Raw genomic sequence first — 17766 nt, forward strand, 5'->3', positions numbered from 1 at the left:
TTCAATGCGGTTTCTCGACATCATTACTGCGCCCGACGAAACGGTATTCGGCATCGCGGCGCGACAGCACCGTCTAAGTGGCAATCGTTCGTCAAACGACTCCCTGCTCGAGCTGTTCGGGTCGGATCGCGTTATTCCTGCCAGTCTGCTGCCAGGCCATCTCGGGCGGCTGTTCGACTACCTGGGCATGGCTGATCGTTCGCCATATTCCTCGATAGTCGACCGGCATACCGTCCTTCCCTACTGGAGATTGTTTGTTCCAGTCGATCGCTACGGAGCCGTGCAGTCATCAATGTGGCTGACAGCCGCAACTGGCTTGAAACTCTCGCTCGGGCTCATCAGCAGCCGACTCGGTGGCGCAAGTACGCTGCGATACTGTGACGGCTGTGCCGAAGCAGATCTCGCAAACCTAGGGGTAGCGACCTGGCACCGAATACACCAACTGCCCGGGGTACTGATGTGCCCGAATCATGTACTAGCGTTGAATGAATGCCATCACCTGTCGCAGCACATTCATCGCCACACGCTATTTCTGCCTGACGAGCGACTGGTTCCGTTCAATCGTCCGGCACATGACCTGCCAGAGGCCACCAAAGCCCAGCTAGTTCGTCTGGCCTCGCTTGGCACTGAACTACTGAACTCGCCCTCAGAAACTGCACTGCAGGCACTTGCCCTACGTGAGCGATACCTCGTTTGGCTGGGCAACTACGGCCTGCTCACATCTGGAAAGAGAGTATGTATCGTAGCATTGCAGCGGCACGTTATGGATTACTGGGAACCAGTTTCCGGTACCGAGCCGTTTGCCACTCTATTCGCTTCGATTCGTGATGACCACAGTTGGTTGACCACCCTCGTCCGGAAGCAACGCGCGATACATCACCCGCTGAAGCATCTCTTACTGATCGGATCGCTCGCTCCATCGGTTGATGCGTTTCTTTACGAAAGAGTATCCACGAGTGCACCATCTGGGGTATGGCGCCAGCCGGCGGCCCTCAATGATTCTTCCGTAGTAGCCGATGCGCTCCGGCTTATGGAAAGCGAAGGATATTCCGCACGCCATACCGCTCATGAGTTGAGTGTCGGTATCCATACAATCCTCACGATCGCCCACCGCCACGGCGTTAGGGTTGCTCGGCGCAGTAAGCGGGTCTTTGCTGCTCAGCGCGACGCAATAAGACTATTGCTCCGCAAAGGTACCCCGTTGGCTGAGACCGCACATCGACTGGGAATATCCGTATCTACGGCCAGTCGCGTCCTCGCCGAAGATTGCGACCTTCAACGCGTTCGCAGGAAGGTTCAGCGGTCTTTGCGACGCGATGAAAGTAGGCATTGCATGATCGCTGCGCTCGAGAACCACCCCATTCCTTCACCAAGCGAGCTACGCCGGCGAATACCGGCTTGCTACATGTGGCTGTACCGGAATGATCATGCGTGGCTTATTGAGCGCTTGCTGGATTTGCCTCCCGCAACAAGAGCGCCGAAGAGCTGTGTCGACTGGAATATGCGGGATGCTCACTTAGCGAAAGCCATTCGATCGACGGTGCAAGCGATACGTGTCTCCGAAGAGGCGCCGGTCAGAATTACGCTGCGTGAGTTGGGACGACGTACTGGCCATGTGTCCTGGCTGGAAAAGCATCGTGCCAAGCTGCCAATCTGCAACATCCTCCTTGAGGACGTGCTTGAGTCCGTTCCCGAGTTTCAAGCTAGACGCCTGGAATGGTGGAACCAACAGCTAACCAATGAGGAAGGAATCTCGCCTCCGCCGTCACGGCTGCGCCGTCTCGCGGGCATCCCTAGCCGTCACCGTGTGTACGACGTTGGTAACCGCGTCCCACACTAGAAAAGACGCGCTCTGGGCATGGCCCCTCCCAGCTCAAACCGATCTGCCAATCCCGAAGTATCCGCATCACGTCTGACGGGCCGGCTACTTCTGGAACAACTTTTAGCGCACAGTAGTCCATTAGAACCTGCCCCTTGCGCACCTCCACCCCGGATATCTTGCAAACCTTGCTCCTTGACCACGCGCGAGCGGACGGCTGAGTCAAAGCCCATAGGATTCTACGAATATAGAAATGCCAGGGCGATTCACACGCAGCCGCCAGCTCCTTTCTCAACAGAGGGAATCTCGGCAGATCTGAAGTGGGATTGTGTTTCCAGCCAATTCGCCTCAGCAACAGTTGTCGAGTGCCTCGCTCGGGATACTCGGCTCCGTTGTAGAAACGAGGCGCGAATTGCATGAGTTCCTTTGCCCAGAATGCGTCGTTTGGATGTGAGTTGGGTGTGTTGTCCCCTGAGGACTTGTAGTCTCGCTGGCTGCCACGCTCCAGCTCCTTCCGCAGGTCATCGAGCGCACCGGGATTCTGCCGAACAAGACGCTTCATCAGGCCGTAGTGCTCTCGCCACAGCGTATCGAGATCACAGTTCGGAATTGCTTTTGAAGCTGCGACAACTTGCCCAATTAGGTCGCCTGATAGCGGCGGCTGGTCAGGAACCTCCGTTCGAGCAAGGCGCTTAGTCAATCGCGCACGGGGATGCAGTGCAATCTCACGGTACCGAGTTAGAAATCGTTCGGCCTCCTCGTAGAGGAAGAACGAAAGTAGCAAATGCCTGCCGAGGTGGACCTCCCATGTCGCGCTCTCGATCAGGATATGAAGCCACGCTGAGAGTCGATCAGTGCGAAACGCGGGATCAACTCGTTTGACGAACTTCTCGCCATATCGATCCACAATCTGCCGAATCAACTCTTTTCGATTGACTGCGCCTCTATGCGTCACCCCTAGCTCGTGGATGCCGGCCCGGTAAAGTTGGACAATTCCCTCACGCGAGGCGCCGCGGAGGCCTGATATCAACAACTGAGCAGCAAAGCGAGCGAAGGCGATAGCGTGGTCGCCCTCGTCCGCGAGGAGCCCCTCGACTTGTTGGTCACTCGGCTTTCTTCCACAAGCAGAACAGCCACGCCACGGGGTCAATACCAAGTCTGCCTTTCGCTCAAAGGGGCACCGACATGTGGGGCATTGCTCTAAGAGTGGAATGCCATGGCGGAAGCATACGGAAACGCCGGGTATCTGATGTGCATTCAGAATAGCTGGCGTGCCGTACCTGTCTTCATTTTCCGTCAGACATTGAGGGCAAAGACGCGTCCGATTAAATGCGCCGGCTGTGTGTTTTGGAAGCCCCTGGAGCACCGCGTCGATATGGCTTTGCTCGTCCCGCGCAGCGAACTCAGCGCCAGTAAACATTTCCAATAGCGGAAACATGGTGCTCTCTCGCAGGAGGCACTGAATCGTCTGACTTGGTCGTGTGAAAAAACGATCACCTAGGGCTCCGACATATGACGGAACCCAGGCTGTGAGTTGGAACGGCAAACGCCGGAAGAGCTCTGCGTACGTATCCCGCGTAGTTAGGTTTCCACTGGTAACGTGATACCGCCCAACCTGGGAAATCAAGCTTTCCCCTGGGATAGGCGGGGCACACAAAGCTAGCGGTTCGCGATAGGCCTGTGCGAGCAACGCAGCGGCGTCGAGCTGCTCGTCCCGGCCATCAAAGCAATCGTATGCTGCCTCAACTACCTCAACGGCTGGTACCAAACCTCGACCACCTCATGTGGAACTCTGGGCCGAAACGCCCCAGGACAAACATATTTTTCAGAACCCAAACATATTTGCGCTGGGGCCAACATATTTGTAAATGATCATCTGTTTCTGCGCCTACCGAACTTTATTCGACAGTCACCGATTTCGCGAGGTTACGTGGCTTGTCGACGTCTGTGCCGCGCGCCAGTGCCGTGTGATATGCCAGCAACTGCAGCGGTACCACGTGCAGGATCGGCGAGAGCTGGCCGTAGTGCTCCGGCATGCGGATCACCTGGATGCCGTCGCTCGACTGGATCTGCGTATCGGCGTCGGCAAACACGTACAGCTTGCCGCCGCGCGCGCGCACTTCCTGGATGTTCGACTTGAGCTTTTCAAGCAGCGCGTCGTTCGGGGCGACGGTTACGACCGGCATCTGCTCGGTCACCAGCGCCAGCGGGCCGTGCTTGAGTTCGCCGGCCGGGTAGGCCTCGGCGTGGATGTACGAGATTTCCTTGAGCTTGAGCGCGCCTTCCAGGGCGATCGGGTAATGCAGACCGCGACCGAGGAACAGCGCGTTCTCGCGGCGGGCAAACTCTTCCGACCACGCGATGATCTGCGGCTCCAGCGCCAGCACGGCGTTCAGCGCCGACGGCAGGTGGCGGAGATGACGCAGCGCATCTTCTTCCTGATCCGCATTCAGATGGCCGCGCAGCTTGGCAAACGTCAGCGCCAGCATGTACAGCGCGGCCAGCTGCGTGGTGAATGCCTTGGTGGACGCCACGCCAATCTCGGTGCCGGCACGCGTGAGGAACTTGAGCTGCGTCTCGCGCACCATGGCGCTGGTCGCCACGTTGCAGATGGCCAGCGTGTGCGTGTGGCCCAGTTCGCGTGCGTGGCGCAGCGCGGCCAGCGTGTCGGCGGTTTCGCCCGATTGCGAGATCACGACGACCAGCGCATTCGGGTTGGGCACCGTCTCGCGGTAGCGGTATTCGCTGGCAACTTCCACCTGGGTCGGGATCTTGGCGATCGACTCCAGCCAGTACTTGGCCGTGCAGCCCGAGTAGTAGCTCGTGCCGCAGGCCAGGATCAGCACGCTGTCGACCTTGGGCAACACTTGGGCCGCCTCGGGGCCGAACAGGTCGGGCGCAAAGCCTTGCACGCCTTCGAGCGTATCGCCCAGGGCACGCGGCTGCTCGAAGATTTCCTTCTGCATGAAGTGGCGGAACGGGCCGAGTTCCACGGCGGCCGCGTAGGTGCCGACTTCCTTCACTTCGCGCTCGACGATCTTGTCGTGCGCATCGGCCACGGTGAAGCCGTTGCGGGTGAGTTCCACCACGTCGCCTTCTTCCAGGTAGGCCATGCGGCTGGCGGTGCCGGCCACGGCCAGCGCGTCGGATGCGAGGAACGATTCGTTATCGCCAATCGCCACCACCAGCGGCGAGCCAGCGCGCGCGCCCACGACCACGTCCGGGTTGTCGCGGGCAAACACGGCAATCGCATAGGCGCCGTGCAAGCGCTTGACCGACGCACGCACCGAGGCGAACAGGTCGCCGCGCGTGGCGCTGCTCGGGTACGTGTAGGCCTGGTGGATCAGGTGCGCAACGACTTCAGTGTCGGTCTGCGATTCAAACCCGTAGCCGACGGCCTTGAGTTCTTCGCGCAACGCTTCGTAGTTCTCGATGATGCCGTTGTGCACCAGGGCGATGGTGTCGCCCGAGAAGTGCGGGTGGGCGTTGACCGTGTCCGGCCGGCCATGCGTGGCCCAGCGCGTATGTGCGATGCCAATGGCGCCGTCCAGGTGGCTCGTCTGTGCCTGGGCATCGAGATCGGCCACGCGCGACACGGTGCGTGCGCGCTCAAGCTGGCCGTCACGCTGAACGGCCACGCCGCACGAGTCATAGCCGCGGTATTCCAGGCGGCGCAGGCCTTCGATCAGGACGGGAACGATATTGCGCGTGGAAACCGCGCCAACGATACCGCACATGTTGATTTCTCCAGTTGGGGTGTAGCGGTACCGTGAAGGTGCGCCGCACTCGGTAATTCAGTATCGATGCTCGTGCGCCGAAGCGGCATCCGCTGTTCGGCGCAGGAGAAACCCTGTCAGCCTTCCTTCTTCTGCTTGACCGGGCGCTGCCAGCTTTGGACAGTGGTCTGGCGCGCACGCGAAACCGTCAGCTTGCCCTCGGGCGCGTCTTTGGTCAGCGTGGTACCGGCGCCCAGCGTCGCACCCTTGCCCACGCGCACCGGCGCCACGAGCTGCGTATCGGAACCGATGAAGGCATCGTCTTCGATGATGGTGCGGAATTTGTTCGCGCCGTCGTAGTTGCAGGTGATTGTGCCAGCGCCGATGTTGACGCGCGAGCCGACCGTGGCATCGCCCACGTAGGCGAGGTGGTTGGCCTTGCTGTGCGCTGCGACCTGGCTGTTCTTCACTTCGACAAAGTTGCCGATATGCACGTCTTCGGCCAGTTCGGTGCCCGGGCGCAGGCGCGCGTACGGGCCGATGCGCGAGTCGGCGCCCACCTTGGCGCTCTCGATGTGGCAGAACGGCAGGATCTCGGCGCCGGCTTCGATCACCGCATCGCGGATCACCGCATTGGCACCGATGCGCACACCATCAGCCAGCGTGACGTTGCCCTCGAAGATGCAGTTGACGTCAATCACCACGTCGCGGCCGCAGGTGAGCTTGCCACGCACGTCGATGCGCGCCGGGTCGACGAGCGTCACGCCGTCTTCCAGCAGTTGCTGCGCGAGATTGCGCTGGTGAATGCGCTCCAGCTCCGCCAGCTGCACCTTGCTGTTCACGCCCAGCGTTTCCCACTCGGCCAGCGGATGCGCGGAGGTGATGGGCACGCCTTCGCTTGCGGCGCGCTCGATGACGTCGGTCAGGTAGTACTCGCCCTGCGCGTTGTCGTTGGACAGCGTAGCGAGCCAATTCTTGAGCTTGGCCGTCGGGCAGACCAGGATGCCGGTGTTCACTTCGTGAATGGCAAGCTGCGTTTCGTTGGCGTCTTTCTGCTCGACGATTCGGGTAATGCGGCCGGCGGCGTCGCGCACGATACGGCCATAGCCGGTCGGGTCGCTCAGGTGCACGGTCAGCACACCCAGGTGATCGTTGCCGGCGGCACCCACCAGCGCGCCCAGCGTTTCGGCGCGGGTGAGCGGCACATCACCGTAGAGCACCAGGGTGGGCACGCTCTCGTCGAGCTGGTCCACGGCCTGCATGACAGCGTGGCCCGTGCCAAGCTGCTTGTCTTGCGTGGCGAAAGCGACGTCGGGCGCGCCGACCATCTCGCGCACCCGGTCACCGCCATGGCCAACCACCACCACCAGCCGCGTCGGCGACATGGTGCGCGCGGTTTCAATGACGTGCGCCAGCAGCGATTTGCCGGCCAGGGGGTGCAGCACTTTCGGCAGGGCGGAGCGCATGCGTTTGCCCATGCCTGCAGCAAGGATGACGATATTCACAAGGAGGTTCCTAGAGTGACTCGAAGCGATAGCCTGCGACGGGTTGCCGGCACCGAGAATGGCTACCTCAAACCCACGCCCGCCACCTCCCCTCGGGATGGCCGGACCGCCTGCAAACCCTTCTGCGGGGCGCTTTTGCGGCGTATAAGACACAGATGTAAAAATTCTAGCATGGGGCCCACCCTCCCCCTGAACCGGTCAAACGGTGGAATTGTTGCAACCGCGCCATGACCAAGACGGTTAGCCCGCCGGCAGGTCAGGCGGATGGCGCACGCTCGGCACGGCCCCGCTGGGAGCCTGTACGCAACGTGTGCCACCCGCGTGACGCGGGCCGCGCTCAGCTTGCGGCCGCCTCGCCGGGCACCGCCGTGTCGGCTGGCTTCTCGCCCGGTTTGCGCTCAAACCGCACAAACTCGATGCGATCGTCGTGCGAGCCGGCAAACACCAGCGGTGCCTGGTCGTAGGCGGTCTGGCCGAACAGCGCGTCTTCGCCGATCTTCGCCAGGCCCGTGGTCAGGCCATTGAAGTCGAACAGCTCGGTATCGGCCAGGTGCGACGGCACCACGTTCTGCAGCGACGCGAAAATGTTGTCGATGCGGCCCGGCGTCTGGCGCTCCCACTCCAGCAGCATCTCCTTGACCTTCTTGCGCTGCAGGTTTTCCTGCGAGCCGCACAGGTTGCACGGAATGATCGGGAATTCCATCGCACGGGCGTAGGAGGCGATGTCCTTCTCGGCGCAGTAGGCCAGCGGGCGGATGACGATGTGGTCGCCATTGTCGGTAGCCAGCTTGGGCGGCATCGCCTTCATCTTGCCGCCGAAGAACATGTTCAGGAAGAACGTGTTGACGATGTCGTCGCGGTGGTGGCCCAGCGCAATCTTGTTGGCCCCCAGTTCCTTGGCCGTGCGGTAGATCACGCCGCGGCGCAGGCGCGAACACAGCGAACACGTGGTCTTGCCCTCGGGCACCTTCTCCTTGACGATCGAATACGTGTCCGCCTCAACGATCACATACTCCACGCCCAGCTTCTTCAAGTAGTTGGGCAGCACCTCTTCCGGAAAGCCGGGCTGCTTCTGATCGAGGTTCATCGCGATCAGCTTGAAATCGACCGGCGCGCGCTTCTGTAGCGCCATCAGCACCGACAGCATCGTGTACGAATCCTTGCCGCCGGACAGGCACACGAGGACGGTGTCGCCCTCTTCGATCATCTTGAAGTCGCCGATGGCGCGGCCGACCTGCGACTGCAGACGGGTTTCGAGGCGGTGGAAGTTATTGGAAAACGTCATGGCATGTCGACCCCGCCAGCGCTGAATAATGGCCGAACGGGCGTCAAATCGTGAGGAAAATCAGCATTTTAGCGCGCGCGGGGCGCCGTCTGCAGGGTCGGGCGAACAAGCCTAGAATCGTTTGCCTATCTTCTGCTCGATGGAAACGAACCCAATGACGACAGCAATGCGAATTCTGGTGCTTGGCGCCGGTGGCACCGGCGGTTATTTCGGCGGGCGGCTCGCCCAGGCGGGTGCGGACGTGACCTTCCTGGTGCGCCCCGCGCGTGCGGCGCGGTTGCGCGAACACGGCCTCGTGATCCGCAGCCCGCGTGGCGATGCGCAATTGCCCGTGCAAACCATTACCGCAGACCAGGCCGCCGCTTGGGGCCGCGCCGATCTGGTGCTGCTCAGCTGCAAGGCCTATGACCTGGAAGACGCCATCACCGCGATCCGCCCTGCGGTGGGCGAGCGCACCGTGGTGCTGCCGGTGCTCAACGGGCTGGCGCATCTGGAACGGCTTGATGCGGCGTTTGGTGAATCGCGCGTGCTGGGTGGGCTGTGCCACATCAGTGCGACGAGTGCGCCGGACGGCGCGGTGCTGCATCTGAGCAACGGCCAAGGCCCCGCCGTGCACTCGATCACCTTTGGCGAGCGCACGCCGCATGCGCCGCGCGAGCGCACCGAGGCGATTCGCGACGTTTTTGCCACGGCCAACTTTGACTCCGTGCTGGCCGAGAACGTCATGCAGGACATGTGGGAGAAGTTCACCTTCCTGACCTCGCTGGCGGCAATGACTTGCCTGATGCGGGCGACGGTGGGCGAGATCGTTGCCACCGATGAGGGCGCGGCGTTGAACGAGGCGATGTTCACTGCGTGCGAGCGCGTGGCTGCGGCGTCGGGGTATCCGAATCGGCAACCGGCGCGCGAGCGGGGGTTGAATGTGCTGACGCAGGTGGGGTCGCCGCTGACGGCGTCGATGCTGCGCGATCTGGAGAGCGGTGCGCGGGTTGAGGCAGACCACATCGTGGGCGACATGCTGCGTCGTGGGCGGGCGTTGGGGACGGATGTGTCGTTGCTGCGGGTGGCGTTTGCGCATTTGCAGGCGTACCAACAACGTTTGTTGCGGCCGGCGGTTGGCTGATTATTTTCGCTTTCGGTTCACCCCTGTTTCATCCCCTGTCGGGGCTGACTCACTTTCTTTGTCTTGCCAAAGAAAGCAAGCAAAGAAAGCCGCGCCCAAGATGGCGAAAGATTCCTTGAATTTCCGTGACCGTGCAGGGAAGGAGGCAAACTCGCTGCGCTCAAACAGGCCTCCTTCCTTTATCCGCCCGCTCACAAAAATTCAAGGCGCCATTTAGGGCAGGGGGACGGCCAAACCGTCTGAATGTGCGGGTTGTCGATTAGATTTTCTCGTCGCCGTTTGCCTACTGCCAACCGCCGCCCAGTGCTTGCAAGAGTGCTGCGGAATCCAGCAGACGATCCGCCCTGCTCTGCACCTGCTGCAGCGCGGCCTGGTCGACCTGGCGCTGGGCGTCCAGCAACGTTAGCGTGCTGATGCCACCGGCGGCGTGGCGGGCTTCGGCGGTGCGTAGGGTCCGTTGTGCCTGGTCGGTTGCAAGTGCTCTGGCCTGCAGCGTTTGGGCATCGTTGTTGACGGCATGCAAGGCGTCGGCCACTTCTTGCAGGCCTTGCAGTACGGTTTGCTTGTAAGCAGCGCCCGCTGCGTCGTAGGCGGCTTCGGCCTCGCGCTTCTTGGCGCGCAGGGTGCCACCGTGGAAGATCGGCTGCGTGAGCCCGGCGCCGAGGTTCCAGATGCTGGATCCGGCGCCCAGCAGGTTGCGAAAGCCCGTGGTTTCCGAACCCAGCCCTGCGGACAGGGTGATGCGCGGGAACAGGTTGGCCGTGGCCACGCCCACGTTGGCGCTGGCCTCGTGCCACATGGCTTCGGCGGCGCGGATGTCGGGGCGGCGCTGTGCGAGCGTGGACGGAAGCGACACCGGCAGCGGGTCGGGCAGGTGCAGCGCGTCGAGCGTCGGCAAATTGGGCAACCCGGCCCCCGGTTCGCGCCCCAGCAACACCGACAGACGATGCCGCTGCTGGGCGGCCTGCTGCATGAGCGGCGGCAACGTGGCGTCGGTCTGCGCGACGAGCGTGCGCTGCGAGAACACATCGACCTGCGCGACGCCACCCAGGCTCAGCCTGCGCTCGGTGATCTCCAGCTGCTTGCGCTGGTCGGCGGCCAATCGCTGCGTGGCAGCGATCTGCGCATCCAACGCGGCAATCCGCACGGCCGCCGTCACCACATTGCCCGCCAGCGACAGGCGCGCCGCTTCCAGTTCATAGCGCTGGGTATCGACCTGCGCGCGCGATGCTTCCAGCGCCCGGCGCACGCCGCCAAAAATGTCCAGCGCATACGACACCGACAGCGACGCGGAATACAACGTGAACGGCCCCGGCTTGGGCGTGTTGAACCCGAACGCCTCGGGGTTGATCTGCTGACGCACGGCAGACACGGTGCCATCCACCGACGGCATCGCATAGCCGAATTGCGCCTCGGCTTCGGCCTGCGCCTGGCGCAAGCGCGCCTCCGCCTGCACGACAGACGGGCTCGCACGCAGCGCCTCGTCCACCAACGCATCGAGCGTGGGCGATTGGAACAGGTGCCACCAGTCGGCCGGCACGTTGGCATCGGCCAGATGCTGCACCTCGCCGCCAACAACGGGCGCGGATACGGTTTCCCGCGACACAGGCTGTGCTGAATAGCCGGCGGCCGCAGGCCCGGCGGGTGTCTTGAAATCGGGACCAACGGCACAGCCGCTCAAAGACAAGGCGGTAGCAATCACAACACCGAGCAACCACTCACCACCCACCAACGCGCGCCCCAGCGCTGGCAGGCGCCCCCAGTCGGTTTGGCCGGTCCCTGCCCTAAATGGCGCCTTGAATTTCTGTTGCAGAGAGGAAAAAGGAAGGGAAACTGTCTGAGCGCAGCGAGTTTTTCCCCTCCCCTCTCTGCGACATAAATTCAAGGGGAAGTCTCCATCTCGGGCGCGCCTTTCTTTGCTTACCTTTCTTTGGCAAGACAAAGAAAGGGAGTCGGCCCCGGCAGGGGACGAAACAAGGGATGCACCACCGCCATCATCACAGCAAAAGAACATCCGCATAGCCCCACCTCAATCCAGCGTCTTGCGATAAAACCGCAACGCGATGCCCAGCACCACCACCGTAAAGACCATCAACGGCCAAATGCTCGGCCACAGCTCAAACCAGCCATTGCCCTTAAGCAGGATGCCGCGCGTGAGCCGATTGAAGTACGTCATCGGCAGCAGGTTGCCGATCGCCTGCGCCCACTTGGGCATACCCACGAACGGAAACATGAAGCCCGAGAGCAGGATGTTCGGCAGGAAGTAGAAGAACGTCAGTTGCGTCGCCTGCAGCTGGTTCTGCGCGAGCGACGACAGCGTGATCCCCACCGTCAGACTCGCCACGATAAACAGCAGCGCCGACACGTAGACCATCCACACGCTGCCGACGAACGGCACGTGGAAAACGAAGAACGCCATCAGCAGGATGATGGTCACCTGCACCAGCCCGATGAAGATGTACGGCACGATCTTGCCCGTCATCACCTCCAGGGGATGCACCGGCGTGGCGAGCAGGTTTTCCATCGTGCCGCGCTCGCGCTCGCGCGTCATGGCCAGGCCCGTCATCATCACCATGGTCATCGTCAGGATGGTGCCCATCAGGCCGGGGATGATGTTGTACTGCGTGATGCCTTCCGGGTTGTAGAGCTTGTGGATGCGCACATCGAATGGCGGCGCGGCACGGCCGGTGCCAGCACCTGCGGCCAGTGGCGATAACGCGCCCTTCATATCCTTGCTGACGACGCCCTGCACCAGTTGCGAGAGCGAAGCCACGGCCAGACCGGTGGCAGCGGGGTCAGTGGCATCGGCCTCCACGAGCAGCGAGGGCTTCTCGCCGCGCACGAGCTTGCGCGTGAAGTCTGGCGGAATCGACACGACAAACTGAAGCTGCCCCTTGGCCAAGGCCTCGTGCCCGGCGGTTTCGTCGGTCAGCGTGGTCGCCAAGTCGAAGTAGTCGGAGTTGCGCATGCTGGCCAGGAAGCTGCGCGTGAACTCGCTCTGGTCTGCCGCAATCACGCCGGTCAGCAGGTGCTTCGGGTCGGCGTTGATGGCAAAGCCGAACAGGAACAGTTGCATGATCGGAATGCCGATCATCATGGCGAACGTCACACGGTCGCGCCGCAGTTGCAGAAACTCCTTGAGCACCACGCTCCACCAGCGCACGAACGAAAAGGGATTGCCGTCTGGTTTCATGGCTGCGCCCCGTAGTTGTCGGAGGAGCGCTTCATCATGTGGATGAACACGTCTTCCAGGCCGGTGTTGATCGGTTCGGCGCGCACGTCGGATCCTCCCGTGAGCTTGCGCAGCGTGCCTTCCAGTGCTTGCGCATCCGCGCCCGTTACGTGCAGTACCGAACCAAAGGCGACAGTCTGATCCACGCCCGGTTGCCCTTCGAGCTTGCGGCCCAGCTCGACCAGATTGCCGCCCGAGATCGACCACGTCGACAGGTGCTGCCCGGCGATCACCTCCTCGGCAGTGCCTTGCGCGAGCAGCTCGCCATACGCGATGTAGGCGAGCTTGTGGCAGCGCTCGGCCTCGTCCATGTAGTGCGTGCTGACGAGCACCGAAATGCCCTCCGCCGCCAGCCGGTGCAGTTCTTCCCAGAAGTCGCGGCGCGCTTTCGGGTCGACACCGGCGGTGGGTTCATCGAGCAGCAGCAGTTCGGGCTTGTGGAGCATGCATGCGGCCAGCGCCAAGCGCTGCTTCCAGCCGCCTGACAGCGAGCCCGCCAATTGCTTGGCGCGCGAGGCCAGCCCGAGGTGCTCCAGCGCGTGGTCAACCGCCTCGCGCCGATTGGGCATCTCGTACAGGCGCGCGACGAAGTCCAGGTTTTCGCGAATGGAAAGGTCATCCCAGTACGAGAACCGCTGCGTCATGTAGCCGACGCGCCGCTTGATCTGCGCCGACTGCTTGAGGATGTCGTAACCCAGGCACGAGCCACTGCCGCTATCGGGCGTTAGCAGCCCGCACATCATGCGGATCGACGTGGTCTTGCCGCTGCCATTGGGGCCGAGGAAGCCAAAGATCTCGCCCCGCGCGACGCGCATGGAGAGGTCTTTCACAACGTGCTTGTCGCCGAAGTACTTGTTCAGGCCATGCACGTCGATGGCGTAGTCGCCGTTGCCTGCGTGGGGCTGGCTGGCGGGGCTGGCAGCGCTCATGGCAGCGTCACCTCGACGGGTTGGCCAGGGTGCAACTTTGGCCCATCGGCCGCAGCGGGCCGCGCTTCCACCATGAAGACGAGCTTGTCTCGCGTCGTGTTGCTGTAGATGACGGGCGGTGTGTACTCGGCTTCCGTGGCGATGTAGGTGACGGTGGCATTGATGTCGGCCGCGCAGCCATCGCAGTGCAGGCGCGCGGCTTGCCCAGGCCTGAGCACACCCATCACGCCTTGCGGCACGAAAAAGCGCACCTTCACGTTGGCGGGCGGCAGCATGCGCACTACGGGGCTGCCGGCACCGACCCACTCGCCTTCGCGATACAGCGTGTCGAACACGAGGCCGCCCTGCGTCGCCTTCTGCGCTTTCTGATCGAGCCGCCATTGGGCTTGCGCCACCGCCGCACGCGCGGCTTCCACCTGTGCGGATTGCGCGCGAATCTGATCATTGCGCGCCGGCAACTGGGCAATGCGCAACTGATTGGTCAGTTCACGCACGCGCTGCACGTTGGTCTGCGCGGTCGAGCGGCTTGCGTCGAGCTGCGATTGCGCGATGCCACCCGCGCGGAATTGCGCCTCGTCTCGCACAAGCTGCGTCGACGCGAGCCTGTCCGCCGCCACGGCCTGCGCCAGTTGCGCGCGCACCGCATCCACCTCCGGCACACGCCTGCCGATGTTCAGATCGGCGAGTTGGGCTTCGGCGCCTTGCAGTTGCGCGGCAGCCTGCTGGCGGGCCGCAGTCTCGTCCACCGACTCCAGCGCGAACAGCGGCGCTCCCGCATTGACGGTCTGTCCACGCTGCACGCCCAGGTGTTCGAGCCGCCCACCCACGGGCGAGGCCACGTAGACGAACTCACCTTCCACATAGCCCTGGTAGGTGTGGTTGTCTTGTTTATCGCAGCCCGCCAAGGCCATCGCAGCAGCCGATGCCGCCGCCAAACACCCTGCCCTGCCGATGCACAACGCTTGCCGCATGCCACCCTCCGCGGGATTCGATTGATGCGATTGATGCGATTGATCTGTCGTATTCGCCTACTTGCGCCCCGTGCTCGTTGGCTGGGGCTTGGGCTTGGGCTTCGGCTTCGCTTTCTTGCCGCCCCCTTCCTCAGGTGCCGCCACGGGGCCGATGCCGTGCAGGAGCAGCGCGGCCACGTGCCGGCCGATGTCCTCGTCGGTCACTCGATCCGCCAGCGGCAGGCGCCCCCACAGCGCGCGCGTCGCCAGCGGCAGCATCGCCAGGCCGATCACCGACACCATCACCAGCGGCGGCTGCAGTGCCGCGTTGACCGCGCCCGCCGTTTGCGCGTGGGCAATGCGGTCGACCAGCAACGTGGCGCGCTCCAGCGCGATGCGTGCGAACACACGCTCGCGCAGTTGGCCGCCTTCGCTGGCGATTTCGCGAATCCACAACGTCGGAAACCACGGCGTGGCCGTGGCCACCGCCACCATGCGCTGCGCCACGCCTGCCACGGTCTGCGCAAGGTCGGGGAGGTGGGCGTCATCCGCGATGATCGCCAGCGCCGGCCCCGTCACCTGGTCGACCAGCGGGCGGATGCGCCCCTCCACCACGGCGTCCAGCAATTGATCGCGCGTCTTGAAGTGGTAATGCACCATTGGCGCCGTCACTCCGGCTTCGCGCGCAATGGCGGCAAGCGTGGTCGGGCCGACACCGTCGCGTGCAAACAAGGTGACAGCGATGTCGAGCAGGCGGTCGCGAAGGTCGTCCGGCGTTGCGCCGCCTAGACGGCGGGGGCGGCCCGGGCCACGAGAGGAAGGTTTGCGGATTGCCATGCCAGAAATATTAATTGTCGAATTAATTAATTTCAAGGCGACATACCGCCCCTTGCATCGGCCGGGAGGAATGTGACTGCGCGGCTAAACGCGCGCCGCCGCATCCAGCTGCGCGAGCCTCACAAGCAATCGGTCTTGCGCTTCGCTCGGAAAGCTCGATGTGCGGCGCACGGCGAACACGGTGTTCAGGCAGCGCCGCGCCACGATCGGGCGAACCACCTGCAGGCGCCCGCGCTCCACCACCTCTTGAATGGCGTGCAGCGGCAGCACCGACCAGCCCATGCCAGCCTCCACCAACGTGCTCACCTCTTCCAGATCGGAAACGTGATGTGCGCTGACAGTCGTCTCGGGCATGCGCCGGAACAGCGCCTTGAACCACAGCCCGTAGACCGCATCGGACTCATCGTAGGTGACGAAGGGCAGCCCCGCGCAATCGGCCAGCGTACGTGGCGCGCCCTGCTCACGCAGTGCGCGGGCGCTGCAGGCAAGCACGAATTCCTCGGTATAGACGGCGTGGTGTTCAAACAGGCGTGACGTGCGCGGCATGTAGACAAAGCCGAGATCGGCGCGGCCGGATTCGACATGGCTAAAGACCTCTTCGTCGCTACCGAAGGTGAGTTCCAGGCGCACGTCGTCAAGAAGCGGCGCGTCGGATTCGGGCGATGGCCTCACCAGCGCAGGCATCAGCACGTAGCGCCCGAAGCTGGAGCCGCTCGCCAGCTTGAGCGACACACGTTCCATCTCGCCGCTGTGCAATGCGGCGCGCAGCTCATCCAGGCCGGCAAACGCATCGCGGCACCACGCCCGCACGGATGTGCCTGCACGCGTGAGCACGAGCTTGCGCCCCGAGCGCTCGAACAAGGGCACGCCAAGCCACTGTTCCAACTGGCGCATCTGGTATGACAGCGCCGGTTGGGACACGGCCAGACGGTCTGCCGCGCGCACGAAGCTGCCTTCGTTGGCGACGGTCAGGAAGCTATGCAGATAGCGCAGCGGCGAGTGCGACATGGCTGAGAACCGGTACCTTGATCCATCAAATTTTTGGATCGAAAAACGAAAAACATTCGATTTGATTTCAAGTCTGTCAGATCGCACAATCCGCCGCAAGTGAACGACCGAGCCAGGCAGGAGGCCATCATGACGACCGCAATGCAACATCCGAGCTACGCATTGGAAGAACGTTACGGCGCACGCAACTACGCGCCCTTGCCGGTCATGCTGGAACGCGGCGAAGGCGTGTGGCTGTTCGATACCGACGGCCGCCGCTACCTCGACATGATGTCGGCGTACTCGGCCGTCAGCTTCGGGCATTCGCACCCGAAACTCGTTGCTGCGCTGACGGAGCAGGCTGGCCGGCTGACGCTCACTTCGCGTGCCTTCCACAACACCGAGCTGGGCCCCTTCCTGGCCGACGTCTGCCGCATCACGCGCATGGACCGCGCGCTGCCCATGAACACCGGCGCCGAAGCCGTCGAAACCGCCATCAAGGCCGCCCGCAAGTGGGCTCGCGAAGTGAAGGGCCTGGCGCCCGAGACGGCCGAGATCATCGTGTTCGAGAACAACTTCCACGGCCGCACGACGACCATCGTCGGATTCTCCTCACACGACCAGTATCGCTACGGATTCGGCCCATTCGCAGCGGGCTTCCGGCGCATTCCGTTTGGCGACGCCGATGCGCTGCGTGCGGCCATCGGGCCCAACACGGGCGCCATCCTGATGGAGCCCGTGCAAGGCGAAGGCGGGATCGTCGAACCGCCTGCGGGCTACCTCAAGCTCGCACGCGAACTCGCCACCCGGCACAACGTGCTGCTCGTCTGCGATGAGGTGCAGACAGGCCTGGGCCGCACGGGCGATGTGCTGGCGAGCTGGCATGAAGGGGTGGACGCCGATCTGGTGGTGCTGGGCAAGGCGCTGGGCGGCGGCATGGTGCCCGTGTCAGCCATCGCGGGGCGCGAGGCGGTCATCGGCGTGTTCCGGCCGGGCGACCACGGCTCCACGTTTGGCGGCAACCCGCTCGCAGCGCACATCGTACGCGCGGCACTTGCCTTGCTGATCGAAGAACAACTGCCACAGCGTGCCGCGCGCGTGGGCGCAGCGTTCATCACCGAACTGAAGACGCTCGTCGGCCATGGCGTGCGGCAAGTGCGCGGACGCGGCTTGATGATCGGCCTGCAACTGGACGCCGACATCGATGCACACGACTTCGCCTTCGCGCTGGCCGAGCGCGGCGTACTGACCAAGGACACCTACGGCAACGTGGTCCGCCTGACACCGCCGCTGGTGATCGGCGAGGCCGAACTGGCGCTGGCGCTGGAAGCCATCCGGCAAACGCTGGCCGGCTGGCCGCGCCGCAAGGCGGCTTGAGGAAGC

At 63.2% G+C, this 17766-nt stretch carries 13 protein-coding genes; 3 read left to right on the forward strand and 10 right to left on the reverse strand.

What is annotated here, in order from left to right:
* Window positions 1-4: 4 nt before the first annotated feature.
* Window positions 5-1840: a TnsD family Tn7-like transposition protein gene (locus R2N16_RS03295; RefSeq protein WP_102064265.1), complete on the forward strand. Its 1836-nt coding sequence runs from the start codon at window positions 5-7 to the stop codon at window positions 1838-1840.
* On the opposite strand, the gene R2N16_RS25480 is transcribed toward R2N16_RS03295, so the two are convergent.
* The 4 genes from R2N16_RS25480 to ttcA all read right to left on the reverse strand — a co-directional run bounded on the left by R2N16_RS25480 (window position 1794) and on the right by ttcA (window position 8325).
* Window positions 1794-3587, reverse strand: coding sequence for a TnsD family Tn7-like transposition protein (locus tag R2N16_RS25480; RefSeq protein WP_102064264.1), 1794 nt, complete (start codon window positions 3585-3587; stop codon window positions 1794-1796). The two genes, R2N16_RS03295 and R2N16_RS25480, sit on opposite strands and share 47 nt — an antisense overlap.
* Window positions 3588-3717: 130 nt before the next feature.
* Complete coding sequence (gene glmS / locus R2N16_RS03300; RefSeq protein WP_316664136.1) at window positions 3718-5556, reverse strand: glutamine--fructose-6-phosphate transaminase (isomerizing); 1839 nt, start codon at window positions 5554-5556, stop codon at window positions 3718-3720.
* A 116-nt stretch (window positions 5557-5672) separates the two neighbouring features.
* Window positions 5673-7040 (reverse strand): bifunctional UDP-N-acetylglucosamine diphosphorylase/glucosamine-1-phosphate N-acetyltransferase GlmU, encoded by a 1368-nt coding sequence (gene glmU / locus R2N16_RS03305; RefSeq protein ID WP_316664138.1) that lies wholly within the window; start codon window positions 7038-7040, stop codon window positions 5673-5675.
* A gap of 337 nt (window positions 7041-7377) precedes the next feature.
* Window positions 7378-8325, reverse strand: coding sequence for a tRNA 2-thiocytidine(32) synthetase TtcA (gene ttcA, locus R2N16_RS03310; protein ID WP_316664139.1), 948 nt, complete (start codon window positions 8323-8325; stop codon window positions 7378-7380).
* A 166-nt stretch (window positions 8326-8491) separates the two neighbouring features.
* On the opposite strand from ttcA, the gene panE reads away from it, so the two are divergent.
* The gene (gene panE / locus R2N16_RS03315) at window positions 8492-9448 is read left to right on the forward strand and encodes a 2-dehydropantoate 2-reductase (RefSeq protein ID WP_316664218.1); all 957 of its coding nucleotides are present in this window, start codon (window positions 8492-8494) and stop codon (window positions 9446-9448) included.
* A gap of 283 nt (window positions 9449-9731) precedes the next feature.
* On the opposite strand, the gene R2N16_RS03320 is transcribed toward panE, so the two are convergent.
* The 6 genes from R2N16_RS03320 to R2N16_RS03345 all read right to left on the reverse strand — a co-directional run bounded on the left by R2N16_RS03320 (window position 9732) and on the right by R2N16_RS03345 (window position 16404).
* Window positions 9732-11468 (reverse strand): efflux transporter outer membrane subunit, encoded by a 1737-nt coding sequence (locus R2N16_RS03320; protein ID WP_316664140.1) that lies wholly within the window; start codon window positions 11466-11468, stop codon window positions 9732-9734.
* Between the two features lie 9 nt (window positions 11469-11477).
* A complete protein-coding gene (locus tag R2N16_RS03325; RefSeq protein ID WP_316664141.1) occupies window positions 11478-12641 on the reverse strand; it encodes an ABC transporter permease in 1164 nt (387 codons plus the stop codon).
* Window positions 12638-13609, reverse strand: coding sequence for an ABC transporter ATP-binding protein (locus tag R2N16_RS03330; RefSeq protein ID WP_316664142.1), 972 nt, complete (start codon window positions 13607-13609; stop codon window positions 12638-12640). The genes R2N16_RS03325 and R2N16_RS03330 overlap by 4 nt, the downstream gene beginning before the upstream one ends.
* On the reverse strand, window positions 13606-14580 hold the full coding sequence (locus R2N16_RS03335) for an HlyD family secretion protein (RefSeq protein WP_316664143.1): 975 nt from the start codon (window positions 14578-14580) through the stop codon (window positions 13606-13608). The genes R2N16_RS03330 and R2N16_RS03335 overlap by 4 nt, the downstream gene beginning before the upstream one ends.
* 57 nt (window positions 14581-14637) lie before the next feature.
* A complete protein-coding gene (locus R2N16_RS03340; RefSeq protein ID WP_316664144.1) occupies window positions 14638-15396 on the reverse strand; it encodes a TetR/AcrR family transcriptional regulator in 759 nt (252 codons plus the stop codon).
* An 84-nt stretch (window positions 15397-15480) separates the two neighbouring features.
* A complete protein-coding gene (locus tag R2N16_RS03345) occupies window positions 15481-16404 on the reverse strand; it encodes a LysR family transcriptional regulator (RefSeq protein ID WP_316664146.1) in 924 nt (307 codons plus the stop codon).
* 129 nt (window positions 16405-16533) lie between these two features.
* Between R2N16_RS03345 and rocD the strand changes: the two genes are divergently transcribed.
* The gene (gene rocD / locus R2N16_RS03350; protein ID WP_316664148.1) at window positions 16534-17760 is read left to right on the forward strand and encodes an ornithine--oxo-acid transaminase; all 1227 of its coding nucleotides are present in this window, start codon (window positions 16534-16536) and stop codon (window positions 17758-17760) included.
* The last annotated feature ends 6 nt before the right edge of the window (window positions 17761-17766 follow it).

Origin of the sequence: Ralstonia psammae (assembly GCF_958405935.1) — a bacterium.
GTDB lineage: Bacteria > Pseudomonadota > Gammaproteobacteria > Burkholderiales > Burkholderiaceae > Ralstonia > Ralstonia psammae.